Source organism: Kaistella jeonii (genome assembly GCF_000812865.1).
Lineage (GTDB): Bacteria > Bacteroidota > Bacteroidia > Flavobacteriales > Weeksellaceae > Kaistella > Kaistella jeonii.
Genome location: NZ_JSYL01000002.1, coordinates 655,893 through 676,765 on the forward strand (window position 1 = coordinate 655,893; position 20,873 = coordinate 676,765).

20 protein-coding genes are annotated in these 20,873 nt (G+C 35.2%); 13 read left to right on the forward strand and 7 right to left on the reverse strand.

All coding sequences use genetic code 11. The annotated features are described in order from the left end of the window. The first annotated feature begins 23 nt into the window (after nucleotides 1-23). From murC to OA86_RS05735, 8 genes are all read left to right on the forward strand, one after another. Nucleotides 24-1,379 carry a UDP-N-acetylmuramate--L-alanine ligase gene (murC, locus tag OA86_RS05700; RefSeq protein ID WP_039350031.1) on the forward strand — a complete coding sequence of 452 codons (1,356 nt, stop codon included), beginning with the start codon at nucleotides 24-26 and terminating at the stop codon, nucleotides 1,377-1,379. Beyond that, nucleotides 1,376-1,900 (forward strand): hypothetical protein, encoded by a 525-nt coding sequence (locus OA86_RS05705; protein WP_126340463.1) that lies wholly within the window; start codon nucleotides 1,376-1,378, stop codon nucleotides 1,898-1,900. Before murC ends, OA86_RS05705 begins: the two co-directional genes overlap by 4 nt. Next, on the forward strand, nucleotides 1,901-2,956 hold the full coding sequence (locus OA86_RS15970; protein WP_246008026.1) for a cell division protein FtsQ/DivIB: 1,056 nt from the start codon (nucleotides 1,901-1,903) through the stop codon (nucleotides 2,954-2,956). A gap of 88 nt (nucleotides 2,957-3,044) precedes the next feature. Next, complete coding sequence (gene ftsA, locus OA86_RS05715; RefSeq protein ID WP_039350037.1) at nucleotides 3,045-4,412, forward strand: cell division protein FtsA; 1,368 nt, start codon at nucleotides 3,045-3,047, stop codon at nucleotides 4,410-4,412. 17 nt (nucleotides 4,413-4,429) lie between these two features. Next, a complete protein-coding gene (gene ftsZ / locus OA86_RS05720; protein WP_039350040.1) occupies nucleotides 4,430-6,277 on the forward strand; it encodes a cell division protein FtsZ in 1,848 nt (615 codons plus the stop codon). Nucleotides 6,278-6,366: 89 nt separating this feature from the next. Beyond that, nucleotides 6,367-6,813: a GatB/YqeY domain-containing protein gene (locus tag OA86_RS05725; RefSeq protein WP_039350044.1), complete on the forward strand. Its 447-nt coding sequence runs from the start codon at nucleotides 6,367-6,369 to the stop codon at nucleotides 6,811-6,813. Between the two features lie 198 nt (nucleotides 6,814-7,011). Continuing rightward, complete coding sequence (locus OA86_RS05730; protein WP_039350047.1) at nucleotides 7,012-7,422, forward strand: BrxA/BrxB family bacilliredoxin; 411 nt, start codon at nucleotides 7,012-7,014, stop codon at nucleotides 7,420-7,422. Between the two features lie 105 nt (nucleotides 7,423-7,527). Beyond that, nucleotides 7,528-9,042 carry a GH3 auxin-responsive promoter family protein gene (locus OA86_RS05735; RefSeq protein ID WP_039350050.1) on the forward strand — a complete coding sequence of 505 codons (1,515 nt, stop codon included), beginning with the start codon at nucleotides 7,528-7,530 and terminating at the stop codon, nucleotides 9,040-9,042. Nucleotides 9,043-9,073: 31 nt separating this feature from the next. Here OA86_RS05735 and OA86_RS05740 read toward each other — a convergent pair whose 3' ends face one another. From OA86_RS05740 to OA86_RS05765, 6 genes are all read right to left on the reverse strand, one after another. Beyond that, nucleotides 9,074-9,418, reverse strand: a complete 345-nt coding sequence (locus OA86_RS05740) for a hypothetical protein (protein WP_039350052.1) — start codon at nucleotides 9,416-9,418, stop codon at nucleotides 9,074-9,076. Nucleotides 9,419-9,453: 35 nt separating this feature from the next. Then, entirely contained in the window at nucleotides 9,454-9,837 is a 384-nt protein-coding gene (locus OA86_RS05745) for a hypothetical protein (RefSeq protein ID WP_052257401.1), read from the reverse strand. Between the two features lie 2 nt (nucleotides 9,838-9,839). Continuing rightward, nucleotides 9,840-10,817 carry an endonuclease/exonuclease/phosphatase family protein gene (locus tag OA86_RS05750; protein ID WP_039350054.1) on the reverse strand — a complete coding sequence of 326 codons (978 nt, stop codon included), beginning with the start codon at nucleotides 10,815-10,817 and terminating at the stop codon, nucleotides 9,840-9,842. Between the two features lie 9 nt (nucleotides 10,818-10,826). Continuing rightward, nucleotides 10,827-11,471: a rhomboid family intramembrane serine protease gene (locus OA86_RS05755; protein ID WP_039350056.1), complete on the reverse strand. Its 645-nt coding sequence runs from the start codon at nucleotides 11,469-11,471 to the stop codon at nucleotides 10,827-10,829. A gap of 5 nt (nucleotides 11,472-11,476) precedes the next feature. Next, nucleotides 11,477-13,237, reverse strand: coding sequence for a DNA mismatch repair endonuclease MutL (gene mutL, locus OA86_RS05760; RefSeq protein ID WP_039350058.1), 1,761 nt, complete (start codon nucleotides 13,235-13,237; stop codon nucleotides 11,477-11,479). Nucleotides 13,238-13,521: 284 nt separating this feature from the next. Continuing rightward, the gene (locus OA86_RS05765; protein ID WP_039350060.1) at nucleotides 13,522-14,241 is read right to left on the reverse strand and encodes a class I SAM-dependent DNA methyltransferase; all 720 of its coding nucleotides are present in this window, start codon (nucleotides 14,239-14,241) and stop codon (nucleotides 13,522-13,524) included. A gap of 254 nt (nucleotides 14,242-14,495) precedes the next feature. Between OA86_RS05765 and OA86_RS15260 the strand changes: the two genes are divergently transcribed. Next, the gene (locus OA86_RS15260) at nucleotides 14,496-15,311 is read left to right on the forward strand and encodes a DUF805 domain-containing protein (RefSeq protein WP_052257402.1); all 816 of its coding nucleotides are present in this window, start codon (nucleotides 14,496-14,498) and stop codon (nucleotides 15,309-15,311) included. 606 nt (nucleotides 15,312-15,917) lie between these two features. On the opposite strand, the gene OA86_RS05780 is transcribed toward OA86_RS15260, so the two are convergent. Then, complete coding sequence (locus OA86_RS05780; RefSeq protein ID WP_246008079.1) at nucleotides 15,918-17,966, reverse strand: prolyl oligopeptidase family serine peptidase; 2,049 nt, start codon at nucleotides 17,964-17,966, stop codon at nucleotides 15,918-15,920. Nucleotides 17,967-18,216: 250 nt separating this feature from the next. On the opposite strand from OA86_RS05780, the gene OA86_RS05785 reads away from it, so the two are divergent. The 4 genes from OA86_RS05785 to OA86_RS05800 all read left to right on the forward strand — a co-directional run bounded on the left by OA86_RS05785 (nucleotide 18,217) and on the right by OA86_RS05800 (nucleotide 20,868). Continuing rightward, the gene (locus tag OA86_RS05785; RefSeq protein ID WP_039350066.1) at nucleotides 18,217-18,411 is read left to right on the forward strand and encodes a hypothetical protein; all 195 of its coding nucleotides are present in this window, start codon (nucleotides 18,217-18,219) and stop codon (nucleotides 18,409-18,411) included. Nucleotides 18,412-18,607: 196 nt separating this feature from the next. Further along, nucleotides 18,608-20,011, forward strand: coding sequence for a spore maturation protein (locus tag OA86_RS05790; protein ID WP_039350068.1), 1,404 nt, complete (start codon nucleotides 18,608-18,610; stop codon nucleotides 20,009-20,011). 61 nt (nucleotides 20,012-20,072) lie between these two features. Beyond that, on the forward strand, nucleotides 20,073-20,435 hold the full coding sequence (locus OA86_RS05795; protein ID WP_052257403.1) for a four helix bundle protein: 363 nt from the start codon (nucleotides 20,073-20,075) through the stop codon (nucleotides 20,433-20,435). Between the two features lie 43 nt (nucleotides 20,436-20,478). After that, nucleotides 20,479-20,868 (forward strand): hypothetical protein, encoded by a 390-nt coding sequence (locus tag OA86_RS05800; RefSeq protein ID WP_039350072.1) that lies wholly within the window; start codon nucleotides 20,479-20,481, stop codon nucleotides 20,866-20,868. Nucleotides 20,869-20,873 lie beyond the last annotated feature (5 nt).

The window sequence follows — 20,873 nt, forward strand, 5'->3', positions numbered from 1 at the left end:
AGGGCGCAATCAATAACACGAAAATGAAACCTTTAACAAGCTATCAAAACTTCTACTTCGTAGGAATCGGCGGCATCGGAATGAGTGCTTTGGCGCGTTATTTCGAGGCTTCGAACAACAATGTTTTGGGGTACGATAAAACCGTAACCAAGCTGACCAATATTTTGGTTTCAGAAGGAATTGATATTGTTTTTGAAGATGTTATTAATGATAAAATTCAAAATTTAGACAAAGAAAATACACTTGTCATTTATACGCCGGCTATTAAAAATTTAGACATTCTTAATTATTTTAATGATAACGGTTTCACGGTTTTAAAAAGAGCAAAAGTTCTTGGTATGATCACCGAAAACACCAATTGTATTGCGATTGCAGGAACGCACGGAAAAACGACAACTTCTTCTTTGGTAGCGCATTTGTGTAAAGAAGCCAATCTTCCTTTCTCTTGCTTTTTAGGTGGAATTGCTGAGAATTTTAAATCCAATTTTCTATTTAATGGAAATGAAATTTCGGTGGTTGAAGCAGATGAATACGACAGAAGTTTCCTAAACCTTTCTCCAAATTGGGCGGCAATAACTTCGATTGATGCAGATCATTTAGATATTTACGGCGATAAAGAAACGATTGAACAAGGCTTCCGTGATTTTGCAGATCTGGTTCCGGAAAGTGTTCAACTTTTTGTACGAAAAGGAATTCAAATTGGAAGAGAAGCGAAAACCTACGCAGTTAATGAGGAAGCCGATTTTTACTCTGATAACATTCGGGAAATAGGCGACAAAATTTATTTTGATTTCCATACACCAAATGAAGAAGTTGATAATTTCGTTTGGGAAATTCCGGGAATTCATAATGTTGAAAATGCGACCGTTGCAATTGCAATCCTAAATAATTTAGGTGTTCATTTTGAAACTTTGAAAAATGGAATCTCCAACTTTAAAGGGATTAAAAGAAGATATACAAAACATAATTTCGACAGCGGAAAAATTTATATCGACGATTATGCGCATCATCCAACAGAATTGAATGCAGTAATTGGATCGATAAAAACATTTTACCCCCATCAAAAATTACTGGTGGTTTTTCAGCCGCATCTATTTAGCAGAACACGAGATTTTGCCGATGGTTTTGCAGAAAGTTTAGATAAAGCAGATGAATTGATCTTGCTTGATATTTATCCAGCTCGTGAATTACAGGAAAATTTTGAAGGAATAACTTCAAAATGGCTTTTAGAGAAAATTAAATTAGAGAAAAAAGAGGTTTCAAATTTAGACGAAGCCTTTAATAAAATAAAAGAAAAAGACTTCGATGTTCTGTTAACAGTAGGTGCCGGAAATATCGATACTTTGTCTGATGGGATTGTAGAATGGTTGAAGCTATGAAACTAAAATTTTCATTGTTACTACTGCTGTTAATTTTTGGAATTTCATTTTCTCAATCTAAAGTAGATTTGGCAGCAGCAGATAAAATCAATCAGTACGCTGACCGAATCGACAAGGATTCGAGCAGAGCGAAATATACTTTTGAAATTCCTGCAAAAGGCAAAGTGATCAGGTACGAATATGAAAAGGAAGGGAATGACATCGTAAAAATGACCAGAAAATGGGACGAAAATAATGAAAAATACACAGATACTTATTCCGATTATTTTTTGTTAAAAAATGAAGCGAAAGTTTTAGCATTGCAAAGCATCACTTATAAAAATAAATCAGACGCTACAGATATTGGCGGATGGAACTGCAAATTTTGGATCAAAGATGATCGCGTAATAAATATGACTTCTCTGGGTCACGGAAAAACAGAACGTGACGATTGGGATTATGAACTGGAGCTCAAAGAAAACTTCAGTTATATGTTAAAAACAGTAAAAAACTTTGATAAGAAATTAAGTCAAAAAAAGTAAATGAAAAACAAATTCAGAATATTAAAAATTTTAATTACAGTGATCATCTTTGGATTTCTGCTGAGTTTTTCGTTGAAAAGATTCAATAATAAACCCATGGAAAAAGTTTCGGTAAACATGACCAAAACTAAAAATCCGGTTTATTTTATTGATGAGAAAGATGTAAAAGATTTGGTAAAAACCTCAAATCCGACAAAAAGAGTTGGCGATATTGATATTCCGGCATTAGAGAAAAAATTAAATCAACTTCCAGGAGTCGACAGCGCAAACGTATATCTCAATTTAAATGGAAATTTGAATTTAGACATCAAACAACGCGTTCCGGCTTTTAGATTAAATAAAGATGGAAAAGATTTTTATGTAGATGAAAAAGGCAATGAGTTCCCGATTTCAAAAAACTATTCTTTCCCTTGTATGTTGGTTACAGGTGATGTTCAAAAATCTGAATATCAGAAGTTAGCAGAATTAATAGATAAAATAGACGGAGATGAATTCAGTAAAAAATATTTCATTGGCGTTTCAAAAGAAAAAGGCGGCTACAATTTATTGACGAGTCAGGGAAATTATAAAGTAGAGATTGGTGATTTAGACCGCATTCACTTGAAAGTGAAAGGTTTTAAAACATTTGTTGAAAAATACCTGGTGTTTCAGCAAGGCGAAAAATACAGTAAAATTTCTGTAAAATATGATAATCAAATTGTTACGACACTCAATCCAAATTTCAAAGAAAACGACAGTATCATCAATGTAGGAAATAAGGAATTGGCAAAATTACCCTTGCTTGCTCAGAAAAAAGAAGAAGCCATCAAACATAGTTCTTCAAAATCTACCACGGCAGAAACACTAAAACCTGTTGTGAAAAAACCAGCAATCAAAAAGGCAGAAAAGGTAAAGGCAACATCTGTAAAAGCAAAACCAACACCTGAAAAAGTGAAAACTACGGTAAAGAAAGAAACGAAAACCGTAAAAAAAGAAACAGTGAAGCCAAAAACTTCAGATCACAAGAAAACCTCATCTTCCCCTTCAAAACTGAAAGGAAAGGTTAAAGTTGAATAATATAAAAAGTCACCTAGTGGCGAATTAGTAAAGCGGCGGAGAAAATCCTAAGCATTAAGAATTATTAAAAATCAAATCGAACATACAAATGGAAAAACACGAGTATTCAGTAGGCCTCGACATTGGCACAACAAAGATTGTGACGATCGTCGGGAGAAGAAATGCCCACGGAAAAATTGAGATTCTCGGCGTTGGAAAAGCAAAAAGTCTGGGCGTTCACAAAGGTATTGTTAACAATATCTCCCAAACCATTCAATCCATCAAAGCCGCAGTAGCAGAAGCGCAAAGTAGTTCCGGCGTTCCTATTCACAAAGTTACAGTAGGAATTGCTGGCAAACACATTCGATCTCTGCAACATTCAGATTATATTATGAGGGACAATCCCGACCAGTATATTACTGAAGACGATATTGAAAGATTAAAAGATCAGGTCAAAAAACTCGTGATGCTTCCAGGTGAAGAAATTATTCATGTTCTTCCACAGGAATATAAAGTGGATTCTGAAGGTGAAATTCAGGAACCAATTGGTATGCACGGAAAACGTTTGGAAGCAAACTTCCACGTTGTAGTTGGACAAATGGGAAGCATTAGAAACATTGCAAGATGCGTTCGTGAAGCTGGTTTAGAGATGGAAGCTTTAACATTAGAACCGCTTGCTTCTTCTGAATCGGTTTTGACCAAAGAAGAAAAAGAAGCTGGAGTTGCCATCGTAGATATTGGTGGTGGTACAACAGATATTGCTATTTTCAAAGATAATATTATTCGTCATACCTGCGTCATTCCTTATGGTGGCGGAATTATTACAGATGATATCAAAGAAGGTTGTTCTATCATTGAAAAACATGCAGAACAATTAAAAGTAAAATTCGGTTCAGCTGTTCCGGAATTGGAGAAAGATTCTACTTTCGTTACCATTCCAGGTTTACACGGAAGACCGGATAAAGAAATCTCCTTAAAAACTTTAGCTCAAGTTGTAAATGCAAGAGTTGAAGAAATTCTGGAAATGGTGAATACTGAATTAAAAGCTTATGGCGCTTTTGAACAGAAGAAAAAACTAATCGCAGGAATTGTTTTAACCGGTGGTGGTTCAAACCTTCGTCATCTTCGTCAGTTGGCTAATTATACCACTGGTTTCGACAGCAGAATTGGTTTTGCGAACGAATATGTTGCGAATGATAAAAACCAGCAGTTAAAAGGTCCGGAATATGCTACTTCAATCGGATTATTGATGGAAAGTTTAAAAATTCGTGATAAGAAAAACGGCGTTGAGCAACCAGAAGAAATCGTAGAAAAAGTAGAGGAAGTTGTACAAAATCAAAATGTTGCCGCAGAATCTCCTGAATTTCGAACCGAAGAAAAAGTGGTTTCTGGAGCTGCAAATCGCAGAAGAGACAAACTCACCATCGGTCAAAAAATTATGGAAAGCGTAAAAAAATTCTTCGAAGAAGTTGAATAATTAAAAAAACAAATACTATGGAAAATATTAATACCCCAGGATTTTCATTTGATTTACCAAAAGGAAATTCCTCAATTATAAAGGTTATCGGAGTTGGAGGTGGCGGAAACAACGCATTGAAGCACATGTACGAACGTGGAATTCACGGTGTAGATTTCGTGATCTGTAACACCGATGCACAAACTCTTGACAATAATCCGGTCTCCAATAAAGTACAACTCGGAATGTCAATTACTGAAGGACTTGGCGCTGGAGCTGATCCTGAAGTTGGCGAAAAAGCTGCAATAGAAAGCATCGAAGAAATTAAAGCTGCTCTTGGACAAAATACCAAAATGGTTTTTATCACTGCAGGGATGGGTGGTGGAACCGGAACTGGTGCCGCTCCAATTATTGCAAAAGTGGCAAAAGATATGGGCATCTTAACGATCGGTATCGTAACAATTCCTTTCAGTTTTGAAGGGAAAAGAAGATTGGAACAGGCAGATATTGGTCTTGAAAAATTAAGAAATAATGTCGATTCTTTGATCGTCATTAACAATGATAAATTACGTCAGCAATTTGGAAATCTTGGATTTAAATCTGGTTTCTCTAAAGCCGATGAAGTTTTAACCAACGCTGCAAAAGGAATGGCAGAAGTTATTACGGGATATTTTGATGTAAACATCGACTTCCGTGATGCAAAATCTGTTTTAGCAAATTCTGGAACAGCATTAATGTCAAATGGTGTTGCTTCAGGGGAAAACAAAGCAGAAGATGCAGTAAAAAAAGCGCTTGATTCTCCGTTGTTAAATGACAACAAAATTACAGGTGCGAAAAACGTTTTGCTATTGATCAGAAGTGGTTCCGAAGAAGTTACCATGGATGAGATCGGAGTAATTATGGATCATATTCAAAAAGAAGCTGGTAACACTGCAGATATTATTTTTGGAGTTGGAACTGACGAAGAATTAGGAGATTCTGTAAGCGTTTTAGTGATTGCTACAGGTTTTTCTAATGAAGACAGAAAACACGCTGGATCTACAGAGAAAATCAAATTTGCTCTGGAAGATTCAATGGAACCAACGAGAAACTCTCCTTTCAAACAAAAGATGGAGAAGGAAGAAATTAAAAGAGAAAATTTCAATAGAAAAAGTCTTTTTATCTTAGATGATGAAGATGATTTCAACACACCGGAATTCAAAACGACTTCCGTTGAAAGACCTTCTACATTACAGAAAGAGCAACCTGCAGAAGTGAAATACTTTGATCTGGAAGATGAAGAAGAACCGGATCAGACTTTTAATATCTCCTCCGAAGATAACGGAATGAATTTATTTTCTTTTGACAATGATTCTTCAGAATCGCTCGAGAGAGAGTCTTTTACCTTTGAGACTGAAGAAACAATTGAAAAGAAACCATCGCAAATCACAAATACTTTTTCGGAAGAAAGTGCCATGGAATTCAGTTTTTTCGTAAACGAACCGATTGAGGAGCCGAAAGTTGAAACATCGCAACCAAAAGCAGAAATCAAACCTGAACCGGTTCAAAAGTTAGCACCAAAGGTGGAAGAGATCAAGATGGAAATGGAAATTGAAACCAATGATGAATTGGCGAAATTCGAAACCGAAAATGATTTTACATTTATCACCAAAACAACTCCTAATGAAAAAGTTTTGGAGAGAAGAAATAAACTGAAAGAATTCAACTCCAGATATCAGGTGACTGATTCTGAAAATGATTTCGATACAATTCCCGCATTCAAAAGAAAAAACATCATGTTGGAAGGACACAATGCATCATCACAAACCATCAGTAATTTCCTTACTGAAACCGATGGAAAAATGCAGGTTCGCGAAAACAGATTTTTGAACAAAGATGTAGATTAAAATTATTCTGATAATTTGTTAAGTTGAAAATGTGCGAATAAAGTTGCATCATCAAATTAACGAATTTTCAAATTTTCAAATTAAAAATTATGAGCTTAGAAATAATCATCAGCGACGCAATAAAAGATGCAATGCGCGCAAAAGATAAAGTGGCATTGGACGCATTGCGTGCAGTGAAATCACAGATCTTACTACTAAAAACAGAAGCAAAAGGTGCCGATGTTTCTGCTGAGCAGGAAATTGCAATCTTGCAACGAATGATCAAGCAGCGTAAAGATTCTTTTGACCAGTTTACGGCCCAAAACAGAAGCGACTTAGCTGAAGTTGAAGACGCCCAGTCAAAAGTTATTGAGAAGTATCTTCCGCAGCAACTTTCAGCGGAAGAATTAGAAGCGGAAATGAAGAAAATTATTTCCCAAACCGGTGCCGAAAGTGCCAAAGATATAGGAAAAGTAATGGGAATGGCAGGCAAAGCACTTGCCGGTAAAAGTGACGGAAAAAGCATTTCCGACATGGCGAAAAAATTACTTTCTTAGTCTGTTATTAAGGATATTCAACCTTTGCATATCGATCTGATTGAAATCCGAAGCATTTGTTGTCTTCGGGTTTTTTCTGCCAAAAAGACCATTATTGAAATTTGGAATGATTTTCATCATTTATTTAGATGAATTTAATAATTGAAAAAGCTTTAAATTTGCAAACGAATATTTTTTTAAACCCTAAATTATATAAATATGTATCCAGAAGATTTAGTAATGCCGATGAAGGCAGAACTTACCGATAAAGGTTTCCAGGATTTAACAACACCTGAAGCTGTAGATAATGCTATTAAAAAAGAAGGAACAACCCTTTTAATGATCAACTCCGTATGTGGTTGTGCAGCAGGAGCAGCAAGACCAGGCGCTGTTTTCTCCTTAACAGGAGACAAAAAACCAGCAAATTTAGTAACTGTTTTTGCAGGTTATGATAAAGATGCTGTTGATGAAGCGCGTAAATTTTTAGCTCCATTTCCTCCAAGTTCACCTTGTATCGCTCTTTTCAAAGACGGAGAATTGGTTCACATGTTAGAAAGACACCATATCGAAGGAAATCCAGCCGGAGCAATCGCTGCAAATCTGCAAGCTGCTTACGACGAATATTGCTAAAACTAAAGCTTTAGTTAAAATAGAAATTCCGTTCTGAAAAGAGCGGAATTTTTTTGTACCTAAAACTTAACAACTCTTACCCCGAAAAATATTATATTTGTCTATATGGCAACGAAAGCGCTTTTCAATACGGTAGTTAATTATTTTATTCGACAACGGATTGATCAGATCCAGAATTTTATGAGTCGACCGCTTGAAACACAGAATGGCGTTTTGCTTTCTCAGCTTTTTCTCGCAGAAAATACCGATTACGGCAAAATTCACGGTTTTAATTCGATTTCTTCGTATGAAGATTTTAGCAGGAATATTCCCATTGTTACCTACGAGGATTTCGAACCTTTTATCGAGCAGGCAAGACAGGGAAAACCCGATGTTATTTGGCCTGGTTACATTCGAAAATTTGCAAAATCCTCTGGAACGACCAATGCTAAAAGTAAATTTATACCCATTTCAGAAGAGAGCTTGGCAGATTGTCATTTTAAAGCAGGAAAAGATCTGGTTTCTATTTACGCGAATAATCATCCTGATAATTGTCTATTTCTTAATAAAAATTTGCGTTTAGGTGGAAGTTCAGAATTATATAAAGATTACAACACAAAATTTGGAGATCTGTCTGCAATTATGATTGAAAATCTCCCTTTTTGGGTAGAAATTACAACAACGCCAAGCAAAAAAGTTTCCCTCATGTCGGAATGGGAAAGCAAATTAAAAGCAATTATTTCGGAAGTTAAGAATGAAGATGTCGGAAGTCTTACAGGTGTTCCGAGTTGGATGATGGTTTTGCTGCAAAGAGTCTTAGCCGAAACAGGAAATAAAAACATCTCTGAACTGTGGCCAAATTTGGAAGTATTTTTCCATGGCGGGATAAGCTTTAAACCTTACAAAGAGCAATACCGAAAAATAATAGGAAAAGACATTAATTATTACGAGATTTACAATGCTTCAGAAGGTTTTTTCGGAATTCAAGATCAAGCCGGAAGCGACGAAATGCTCCTCATGCTGGACTACGGAATTTTCTATGAATTTATTCCTATGGAAACTTTTGATCCCAAAAATTTAGAAGCTATTCCATTAGAAAAAGTAGAGATCGGAAAAAATTATGCCATGGTCATTACGACGAACAGCGGACTTTGGCGCTATTTGATTGGGGACACGGTGCGATTTACTTCTTTGAAACCTTTCCGGATAAAAATTTCTGGTAGAACGAAACATTTCATTAATGCATTCGGCGAAGAATTGATGATCGACAATGTAGAAACCGCACTTTCTAAAGCTTGTGAGATCACCGATTCCTGTATTTCAGATTTTACGGGAGCTCCTGTTTTTATGAAAGATGGAGAAAGTGGCGCTCACGAATGGATCTTTGAATTTACAAAAGCTCCAAAAGATCTGGCCCATTTTACAGAAATTTTCGATGGTCATTTAAAATCTGTCAACTCCGATTACGAAGCGAAAAGATACAATAACATCACTTTGAAAAAACCAATCGTTCACGCAGCAAAACCTCATCTTTTTTACGAATGGATGTCACTCCGCGGAAAACTGGGTGGTCAGAATAAAGTGCCGAGATTAAGCAATGACCGGGAATATATCGATCCTTTGTTGATCATGAATCAATAAAAAATCCGCTGAATTTCAACGGATTAGTTTCTTATTTTTTTTGCAGATCTTCTTTGGCTTTTGCAGCACCTTGCTCCACTTTCTCTGCGCCTTTTGCAGCCGCAGCTTTCACATCCTCACCGGCTTTTTTTAATTGTTCTCCCGCTTTATCTGCAGCATCATCAATTTTTTTTCCGGCAGCATCAAGATTCTCTTTTGTTTTATCAATGGTCGCATTAACTTTCGTAGAATCAAAACCTGTCGTTTTATTCGATTCAACCGTTGTTGTGGTTACTGTCCCATCCGGATTTTCTGCAGTTTCTACTTTCGTTTCTGATTGTTTGCAACTAAAAAGAAATAGAGAGATCACCGTCGCAGTTAAAAAATATTTTTTCATAGCTAATTGTTTTGTTACTTTCAAATATAGGGCTTTTAAGGCTTCGTCGCATTATCAGGAGTTGAAATTTCAGGATTAGATTTTTCTTTCTCTTTTTTCAATTTTAAAGCTTCTGCTTTTTTCACGTCCTCTTCCACTTTCTTTGTTGCCTTACCTTGTTCCTCTTTTTCTTTTTGAATCAGTTTTTCAGCCTCCATTTTCTTACGAACTTCCTTTAAAGAATCCTGGTAAGCAAGAGAAGACATCTTAATTTTACGTGCAATATCGACAGAGACCGCGCCAGTTGAAAAAGAATCGACAGCAATCGTATCATACGGCGGAACGGTAGCGTTTTCTTGAACGACTGCTTCTTTTTTCACCTCTTTTTTACCGCACGACATCATTAGTAAAAAAAAAGAAAATGCTATAAAATTTTTCATTTTTAATCTATTTTAAATTCAGCGATAACTGGAAAATGATCCGACAACTTCACACTGCGATCAACCCTGTAACTTACAGGCTTAATTTCTTTTGACGTAAAAATATAATCAATTCTGATGGGGAATTTATAATCATGGAAACTGGTTGAGCTTCCTCTTCCGACCGCTACAAAAGCGTCGGTTAAGCCTTTTCCCATAGTATAATACTCATAAGAATTGGGTACCGAATTAAAATCTCCCGCCAAAATCACGGGATAAGGCGAATCATCGATTGCTTTTCGAATATCTAGAACTTCATCCTGATGAATTTTGAAAGTAGGAATTAATCTTTTTAATATATAGAGAACTTTAACTTTATTGGTTTCTAAATCTTCAGTCGGTTTTACTTTTGCTTTGTCGAATGAAAAAGGATTTAGGTAAACATCTACGACCCGAATGATCTTTCCATTAAATTTAATATCTGCATAAAAAGCATTTCCGTTTCCAAAAGTGGCCAATTTTTCGTGCTTTAGAATTTCAGTTTTAGAATTTATTGCTACGATTTCGTAATCATTCACGTTATGCGGATATCCGGGAATATCTATTTCTGTGCCTTTCTCCTGATTGATAATAATATCTGCGTTCGTATTCTTTAAGTAATTATAAATTTCTTCTCTGCCCATCGAACCACTTTTCATATTCATGGTAACGATCTTCAAATTGGGTTTTTCCGAAACTTTCTCCGTAAAATTCACCCATCTTCTAACGGGATTTATAAATAGTAGTGAAACCAAAAGAAAGAAAATCGCTCTTTTTTTCCACAATACGACCCAGATAATGCAAAATAGCACATTGAAAATCATCAAAACCGGGAAAGTGAGAGAAAGCAAATTAAACCAGGGAAATGTTTTCGGTGAAACATAATCATTGAGCAAAGTTCCCAAAAGAAGAACAATGATCAAAAGATGCATCAAAACTAAAAAGAATCTAAGAATCTTCACAACACCTTTTTAATTAATTCTAAATTGGTTGTTTTTCCAGTATCTCGCCAATACAAAACCTACGATCGCTCCACCAATATGTGCAAAATGCGCAATACCACCCATCGAACCGCTGAATCCTAAATAAAGCGAAATGATGATGATTCCTGGCAATAAATATTTCGCTTTAATACCATAAGGAATAAACATAATCGACATTTTAGAATCTGGAAAAAGTGTAGAAAAAGCAGCAACCACACCGAAAATCGCCCCTGAAGCTCCTAACATTGGCGAACGAAAAATCTCCTCTGGATTCGCTCCCAATTGTGCAATTTGAAAATAGTTCCAGACACAATTTAAAGCATAAGCTCCAATTCCACTTGCGAAATATAGAATGAGGTATTTTTTCTGACTTAACACCTGTTCTAAAATTGGTCCAAAACTCATCAAAGTTAACATGTTAAATAAAATGTGAGTTAAGCCAATTCCTTGTCCTAATGGCGCATGCATAAACATGTGGGTAATAATTTGCCAAACTCTGAAATAAGGCGATCCAATATAGTAAACAGAAAATTCGGTGTACATGAACAGCGGATTCCAAAAGTTGGAAATCAGGTAAACCAGAACATTAATAATGATTATATTTTTGGTAATTGGGGTAAGTCTTGGAAACATATTTTTTAAAATTTATTTTTTAATTCATCCAGCGGAACTTCTATAAAACAACGCTTTCCTGAAGGTAAGTAATCGGGAAAACCTAAAGCCGTAAAGTCACGAATCACCTGTTCAGCATCTATTTTATAAAGGAAATCAAATCTGGATTTACTTTGAATCTTATTCCATTGATTTTGGTAGAAATGGAGAAATTCCTCCTCTGTTCTATACTCTAAAATTTCGAAAAGCTGCTCCATGAATTTCATGACCTGCATTTCTTTTAATCCTTCCGGAACTGCATCAATCCTTAAAACATTATCATTGGCGATCACCATATCGAAACCCAGATCGGGTAAAAATTTCTTGATGGAACGAAACTTATTTTTCTCCGTTTCATTCATGTGATATTCCAGAGAAAAAAGCAAAGTTTGCTTTTCGTTACCGCGTTTTTTCTTGCCATTTCTCTCGCTAACAACCAATCGGTGCATTCTGCCTAAATCGAGCATAAGTGTTTTTCCGCTCTTATTAAAAAGCCAGTACCCGTTTGGAAGGCGCATCAGATCTTCATCGAAATCCTCGTCTTCAAAAAGATTAATTTTCGAAGGTTCAGCGGAATTAGTCTGCTGATACATTTCGCCCATTGCAACACTTTCGGTGGCCGAGACTTTTTCTTCCAGGAAAGGATTATAATTTCGGTCAACTGTAATTTCTGGACTTTTATAACTGCCAATTTTATTGGTTTGATGGGTAAAAGCATCAATCGAAGTGTCTCTGTCAAAATCTAAACTCGGTGCAACATTATAAATTCCCAGTGATCTTTTAATGGTAGAACGGATCAAAGCGAAAATTAGATTTTCATCTTCAAATTTGACTTCTATTTTTTGCGGATGAATATTGACATCAACCTTCTCAGGATCTAATTCTAAAAATAGAAAAAAAGTCGGAATATATCCTGGTAAAAGCAAACCATCAAAAGCTTCCTGAACAGCTTTATTAAAATAAGCGCTTCTAAAATATCGTCCATTCACAAACAAAAACTGTTCGCCTCGAACTTTCTTAGCACCTTCCGGTTTCGCCGCAAATCCACCAAGTTTAACCCATCCCAGATTTTCATTGATGGGAACTAAAAGTGGCTGTAATTTCCGCCCAAAAATTTCGATAATTCTTTGAAGAATACTCGATTTTCTGAGTCTGAAAATAATATCGTCATTATGAAAAAGTTCAAAATCAACGTTTTCATGCGCCAAAGCAACTCTTTGAAATTCATCAATAATATGACGAAATTCTACATTATTATTTTTCAGAAATTTTCGTCTTGCAGGAACATTGTAGAAAAGATTTTTGACCAAAAAGTTTGAACCTTCCGTTGTTTGGATCGGTTCCTGAAATTGAAATCCGCCACCTTCAATATAAATATTGGTTCCGGCTTTTGCATCTTTCGTTTTCGTTTTCAATTCTACCTGAGAAACCGCAGCAATAGAAGCCAAAGCTTCACCACGAAAACCTTTCGTAGCAATTCTGAAAATATCTTCGGTCGTACTTATTTTAGAAGTGGCATGTCTTTCGAAAGCGAGTCGCGCATCCGTATCGCTCATTCCGCTGCCGTTATCTACAACCTGAATAAGGTTTTTGCCGGCGTCGCGAATGATGAGTTCTATTTTGGTAGCACCTGCATCTACGGCATTTTCCATCAATTCTTTTACAATCGAGGCAGGTCTTTGAACCACTTCACCGGCAGCGATTTGGTTGGCAACATGATCGGGTAAAAGTTTGATAATATCTGACATCTATTTATAATCGCCACAAAAATAGTGATTCAAAAGGGGTTTATTGAGTAATTTTTCGAAATAGTTTTCTCCGTGATTTCGTAACTGTACAAATTTTTAATTTGACCACAAAAGTTAGAAAAGAAATGCTTTGGAAAATTCAGTTATTCAATAGCTTAAAAAAGGTGAGCGGTCGTTGTTCATATCACTTTTTTGAACTTGACAACAGCATAATTTTCCCTTTCGCAGAAATAAAACTTTTTTGACTTTTGCGGTTAAAAATTGAATTAATGTAGTTGCGCCCATTACTTGTATTTGATTTCGTCGATTTTATCCGATACTTTTTTGGATATTTTTTCTGAAATATTTCTATGGTCAGAAAGATGTTTGAGGACAAAATCTCTCTTTTTTCTGATCACCATAAAATGATAATCTTCTTCTTCCCAGATCCCGTATTTTTCAAAATAAGTCATTTCTAAACTGTGCTTTTCGAGATGCTGCATCAACGGAAACAGATGAACTTCCTGATCGATGACCTGCAACGTTTCGGGATTATGAATTTTCACGTAACCAATATATTGCGGACTGGGAATATTGATGGCGATTTGGGCTTTATCTGTACAGATTTTGGATAAATTTCCGAATAGTTCTTCATGCTGATCCAATGGAATATGCTCGATAACATCCATTAAGGTGATGAAATCATAATCTGAATTTTGTGGGTGGTATTTTACAACATCGGCGACCTCTAAAAAAATATTCTTCTTCCCTTTCAGTTCTTCCTTTGCCACAGCGACACTTTTTTCACTTAAATCAACAGCTTCTAAAATCCCGGTTGAAATTTTTTTGCTTAATAGCTTGGTAAAAATTCCCACACCACAACCTAGCTCCAAAACGTTGGAATCTTCTTTTAATCCTAAATTGAGAAGTCTTTTATACAAAGAAACGAGTCTTTCGTTCGCCCCGATTTTTAATTGTCGCTGTACGAATTCGTCATAAAAGTCCGAGATTTCCTTTTGTTTCATGCGGTAAAAATAAGGATTTTCTATTAAGAAAACTTATGAGTAAAATAACTAATCTCAGTGAAAACACTAGTAATTATGATCTTAATATTGATAGAAATAAGCTTTTAAGTTATGGTAAATTATGTAAACTTTACCACTTTCAAAGTTTTCAAACTCACAATCAAAAAATTTGGGAAGAAGGAAATAACCAACTACAAACTCTATCATATATTTGTATATTTGACAATATCATCTGAAAAAATTTAAAATTAAACATGGAAGTATTTAGCAGAATCAGAAGGACAAATTTTTTTATACATCTTGGTATTTTATTGACATGGTATACTATAATAATTTCTATTATGTTATCATTCGATAGCCACTATGCAGATGATGAAAATTACGGCGATTTTTGTAGATTCATACTTATTGCTACAAGTCCTCTACTATTTATTCTTGTAGCTAAGAGACTTCATGACATAAATGTCTCTGGATGGTTATCTATTTTATTACTAATTCCTTACTTAAATTTTCTATTCATACTTATCGGCTTTGTCGATGGTAGTATCGGAGATAATAAATATGGCAAAGATCCGAAAGGTCGTACCATGGAAGATTTTAAAGATCAACCAATATCTCCTGATAATATAGATGTTATCAAAAATCGCGGAAAAGAAATTTTTGATAAAACAGAAAGTTTAATTTCAACTAATTATTCTAACATTAAGAAAAATACTGATATTAGAATAGCCAGGACAAATCTTTTTGGAGCAAATTGGTTATTGCTAAATGACGACGAAAGCAACGAAACTTTATATATTTTTCGTAGCAACGATGATTTGGTGATTTCAAAAAATGGTTTGGTACATAAAAATAAGTTTGAATTTATAACTGACAATAATAGTTTGTTAATTACCGATGAAAATAATATTACAGAATTATTTAATATCGTTAATATTAAAGATGATATTTTAATTATTAATAGGAAATCTAATGGCAGCTTTTTTTATTTTATAAATGGGACAAAAATTAAAGATTACGTAAAGAGTGAACTGTTGAATAAACTTCGAAACGAATATTCGAATAGTTAGTTCAATTTTAAGTGATACACTTTCCTTAATAAAAATTGTAAAACGAAACTAGAATATGCGCCGCTGCGCAAAGTCTCCCGACTTTGAGCTCGTAAATATTTGAAACTTTTTTTTCAATTCCCCATAGAAATAAGACGTTTTCTATTAGAAGATCTTCGTTGGATTGGTGAAGATCTTTATTTTCAGTTTGAAGAACTATAAGAAGTCATTGAAGAACTTCGAAGCATCATTGAAGAACTTAGTGGGTTTGTTGAAGAACTTAGTGAGCTCTTTGATTCACTTAGTGAGCTCTTTGATTTACTTAGTGGACTCTTTGAAGTGAAATTTGACCAGTCGTAGTGGGTTATTGCAGTGTTTTTAGATTTCCGTTTTTTTTTCTGATATTTTGAAGATATTTTTTTTAAACTATAAAGTAACTTTGGAAAATAGCGACACTTTGCAGCCCGACCTGAGTGGATCCCGATATAAAATCGGGAGGGAACGGAGGGCGGAAATGTCTGCCAAAAAACCTTAATAAATTGACATTCGACAAAGTCAAAAAGCTGCCCAAAACAAAAAAACTTTCTGAGAAAATTCAGAAAGTTTTTTTAGCTATTGAGAAGTAAATTATTTCTTCAAAGTTTTAAAACCCATTTCAAAAAGTGCGAAACTCAAAATATCTGCATTTTCACCAATCACCTGATCCGTACTTCTTCCCGCTCCATGACCTGCATTGGTTTCAATTCTTACCAAAACCGGATTGCTGCAAGATTGTTTTTCCTGCAATTCTGCACCAAATTTGAAAGAGTGCGCTGGAACTACTCTATCATCGTGATCACTTGTAATGATCATGGTTGAAGGATAACAAACACCTTTTTTCACATTGTGAACCGGGGAATAAGATTTCAGATAATCAAACATTTCTTTGCTGTCTTCTGCAGTTCCGTAATCGTAACTCCAACCTGCTCCTGCGGTGAATTTATTGTAACGCAACATATCCAAAACTCCAACTCCAGGGAAAGCAACTTTTGCCAAATCTGGACGCATGGTCATGGTTGCTCCAACTAAAAGTCCGCCATTTGAACGGCCGGAAAGTGCCATATAATCTTTGGAAGTATATCCTTTATTTTGCAAATATTCTCCGGCTGCGATGAAATCATCGAAGACATTTTTCTTTTTCATTTTCGTTCCGGCATCATGCCATTTCTTTCCGTATTCACCGCCACCACGAATATTTGGAACGGCATAAATTCCACCGTTTTCCATCCAGATCGCATTGACGACAGAAAAGGCCGGTTGCAAACTGATGTTAAAACCGCCGTAAGAATAAAGGATCGTTGGATTTTTACCATCGAGTTTCAAACCTTTTTTGTAATTGATCATCATCGGAATTTTCGTTCCGTCTTTTGAAGTGTAGAAAACCTGCTCGGAAACATAATTTTCGGGATTGAATTTCACTTTTGGTTTTTGATAAACTTCAGACTTTCCAGAATCTGCATTGAATTTATAAATGGTTCCGGGCGTGATGTAATTGGTAAACGAGAAATAAAGATCTTTTTCTTTTTCCTTTCCACTAAAACCACCTGCAGTACCAATTCCAGGTAAATCGATGGTGCGGATTAATTTACCGTCATAATCAAATTGTTTTACAGAAGTTACGGCATCTTTCATATATTTCGCGAAGATAAAACCTCCTCCTGTAGAAACATCGAGCACATTTTCGGTTTCAGGAATAACATCGATCCAAACATCAGGTTTGTTGATATTGAATTTGATCAAACGCATATTCGGTGCGTTTTTGTCGGTCATTGCATAAATAAAATCTCCTTTAGAATCCACAACACTGGTATTGAAATCATATCCTTTTTGAATAGGAATAAAATCTGTTTTGTTTTGTAGATCTTTAATATAAAGTTCATTACCATTGGTCGCTTCTGAGGCACTCAAAATTTCGTAACGCTGATCTTCAGAAACACCGATTCCCATGTATCTTCTTTTGAAATTTTCGCCACCAATAATCATTTTATCAGCACTTTGTTTCGTTCTTAACTGGTGAAAATACACCTTGTGCGTATCGGTTTTTGCGGAGAGTTCAGATCCTTTTGGTTTGTCATAACTAGAATAGAAAAAACCTTCATCTCCTAACCAGGAAGCGCCAGAAAATTTAACATCAATGATGGTTTCATCAATCACTTTCTTCGTAATTGCATCGATGATGATTATTTTATTCCAGTCGCTTCCACCTTCTGAAATAGAATAAGCGACTAAATTTCCTTTTTTATTGAAAGAAACTCCGGCTAAAGAAGTCGTGCCCTTCTCTGAAAACTTATTGGGATCCAGAAAAACTTCAGTCTTCCCACTTTTATCTGTTCGATACAAAACCGATTGCGCCTGAAGTCCGTCATTTTTATAGAAATAAGTAAAATCTCCTTCTTTAAAAGGTGCGCTGATTTTTTCGTAATTCCAGATCTCTTTTAACTGAGATCGAATTTCTTCCCGGAAAGGAACTTTAGAAAGATAATCTATGGTAAAAGCAACTTCCCGCTGCACCCAATCTTTTGTATCTTCTGCGCGGTCATCTTCTAACCATCGGTAAGTATCATTAACTTTTGTTCCAAAATAGTCATCGAAATGATCGATTTTTTTTGTTTCAGGATATTTCAAATTCGTAGTCATTTTCTGTGCGGTACAAGTTGCAAACAATAATCCGGTTGCACCAACTGCAAAGGTTTTAAAATTCATATGTAAGGGTTTGTTCAAAAATAGCATTATTTAGTGAAAGCAGAAAATTGCTTAAAAAATTCACAATGCAACCTTCAATTTTAATAAAAATTAATATTTACAACCTCAACTTTAACAAACTTTAAAATTGATTTGTTGGTTAAGGGAATACAATTTGCTAAGTTTACCATTCAAAATCTTTAATATGAGAAAAGAGACCGGAATATTGTTAGCAGGAAGTTTAGGCTTACTTATAGGTTTAGGGATTTTTGGAGTGCGAAAATTTTTACTAAAGAAAAGTAAAGAGTACAATGATTACTACTCCGATTTTCACCGCCATTTTGACAAAAAACATCAGGAGGAGAATCCCGATGGTGTTGAGTTCCTTGCGATGCAATAAATATTTTTTTAAATTTAAATTAACAATCCTGTCTCTTCGAAGAGCAGGATTTTTTTTGTTTTGTAATTTGAATGAGACATAAAACCTTAACTAAAATCTTAAATTTTACCTATCAGTAAATAAGGAAAGCAATAAAATTTCTGTTGTAAAGGCTATTAAATAAACTTTTTAGTTATTTTTAACAAAATTTTCAAAAATGGTTCTCAGTAGAATTTGGAGTGGCTTTATTATCGTAGCGATTTTGGTAGCGAGTATTAAATATTTGGTGTCCGATAATTACAAAGCGATCTACAATGATATGGTTGTAGGAAAAAGTGGCGATACGGTGCAAATCGCTTCTAAGAGCACTTCTCAAATCTCGCCTGTTATCCTTGGGAATCTGGCTGGTAAAAAAGATTTTATCGAGAATAGAATTCATTACAAAAGCGATTCTGCACAGTCGAAAGTTGCCGTTTATCGCGTTCAACAAACCGATGGCGTTATTGGAACCTCTGAAACTGCTGTAAAAATATGTTTGGGCTTGATCGGAATTATGACTTTATTTATGGGTTTTATGAGCATTGCAGAAAAAGCGGGCGGAATCAATTTGTTATCAAGAATGATTCAGCCTTTTTTCTCTAAACTCTTTCCGGAAATTCCGAAAAACCATCCTTCTTTCGGACATATGTTACTCAATTTTTCTGCAAATTTATTGGGTTTAGATAACGCTGCAACTCCATTTGGATTAAAGGCGATGGAAAGTTTACAAACCCTAAATCCGGATAAAGAACGAGCGAGTAATTCTCAAATTATGTTTCTGTGTCTGCATGCAGGAGGTTTAACTTTGATTCCGGTTTCAATTATTGCTATTCGTGCTTCAATGGGATCTACAACTCCCACGGATATTTTTCTTCCATGTATGATCGCGACTTTTGCTGCAACATTATCCGCAATGATCGTAGTTTCGCTTTATCAGAAAATTAATTTATTACAACCTGTTGTCATTGCTTATGTAGGCGGGATTTCTGCGATTATTGCTTTACTGGTGGTTTATTTAGTGAGTCTGAGCAAAGAAGGTCTTGATAATTTCAGCATGTTATTGAGCAACGGAATTATCCTACTGATTTTCTTCGCCATCGTTTTGGGAGCACTTTACAAAAAAATAAATGTCTTCGATGCTTTTATTGATGGTGCTAAAGAAGGTTTCTGGACGTGTGTGAAAATTATTCCATATTTGGTTGGAATGTTAATCGCAATTTCATTATTAAGAACTTCGGGTGTTTTCGATGTTTTGATCGATGGAATGAAATGGGTTGCAACCGTTGTCGGTTTTGACACCCGATTTGTTGATGGTTTACCAACTGCTCTCATCAAACCACTTTCCGGTTCAGGAGCAAGAGGAATGATGGTTGATACGATGCAAACATTCGGAGCAGACAGTTTCCAGGGAAGATTAGCTGCAGTTTTACAGGGAAGTTCGGATACGACTTTCTACGTAATTGCGATTTATTTCGGCGCAGTTGGAATTAAAAATACCAGATATACAGTCACCGCAATGCTTTTAGCCGATTTGGTTGGAATAATTACTTCGGTTATTTTGGCGTATATTTTCTTTGCGTAAATAGTTGCAAGATGCGAGGTTCAAGATGCAGGAAACAAATATGATTTTTAAAATTTAAATTATGAGTTATACTAAACTTGACATTTATAACATCTCCTTTGATTTGTTCATCGAAACTCACCGACTTTCCTTTCGCCTTCCTAAATATGAATTATATGAATTGGGAAGTCAGTTACGACGTTCATCAGATTCCGTTAATTCTAATATTGTTGAAGGTTACGGCAGAAGAATGTATAAAGCAGATTATATCAGGTTTTTAGTTTTTTCACATAGCAGTTGCGATGAAACCTCCAATCATATATTAAAAATTATTCTTCTGCATCCTGATATTACAGAATTTAATGATATACTTCAAAAATATAAACTTTTAGGAGGAAAACTTCATAATTATATAGAATATGTCAAAAATAATTGCCGAGCATAACCTTGTAACCATGCAACTTGATACTTGCACCAAATAACTAAAAATGATACACGATAAAGACTACATCATCAGAATAGTAAAACAATTTTCAGAATTTCTTTCTAAAATGATCTTAGGCGGAAAAAATGAGGACGACCTTATTGAACTTCAAAGGGTTTTTGATACCAATATGAACGATACCTTCAAAATGGATTTTGAAACTTTAGCTGCAAAACCTACGGAAGAAATTGTTCAGCTGATCAATGACAAAGAGAGCGGTCACCAAATTCCGTATTTCGAGTTGTTGGGACATTTATTTTACTTTAAAAATAAGGAAAATCCCAACGCTGATCTTGCGGAAAAAGCCAAAACATTCTACGAACAATATCTTCAAAAAAGTGGAATTTTCTCCTTGCCGATCGTTTCAAGAATTGGTGAATTGAATAAGGTTTAAATTGA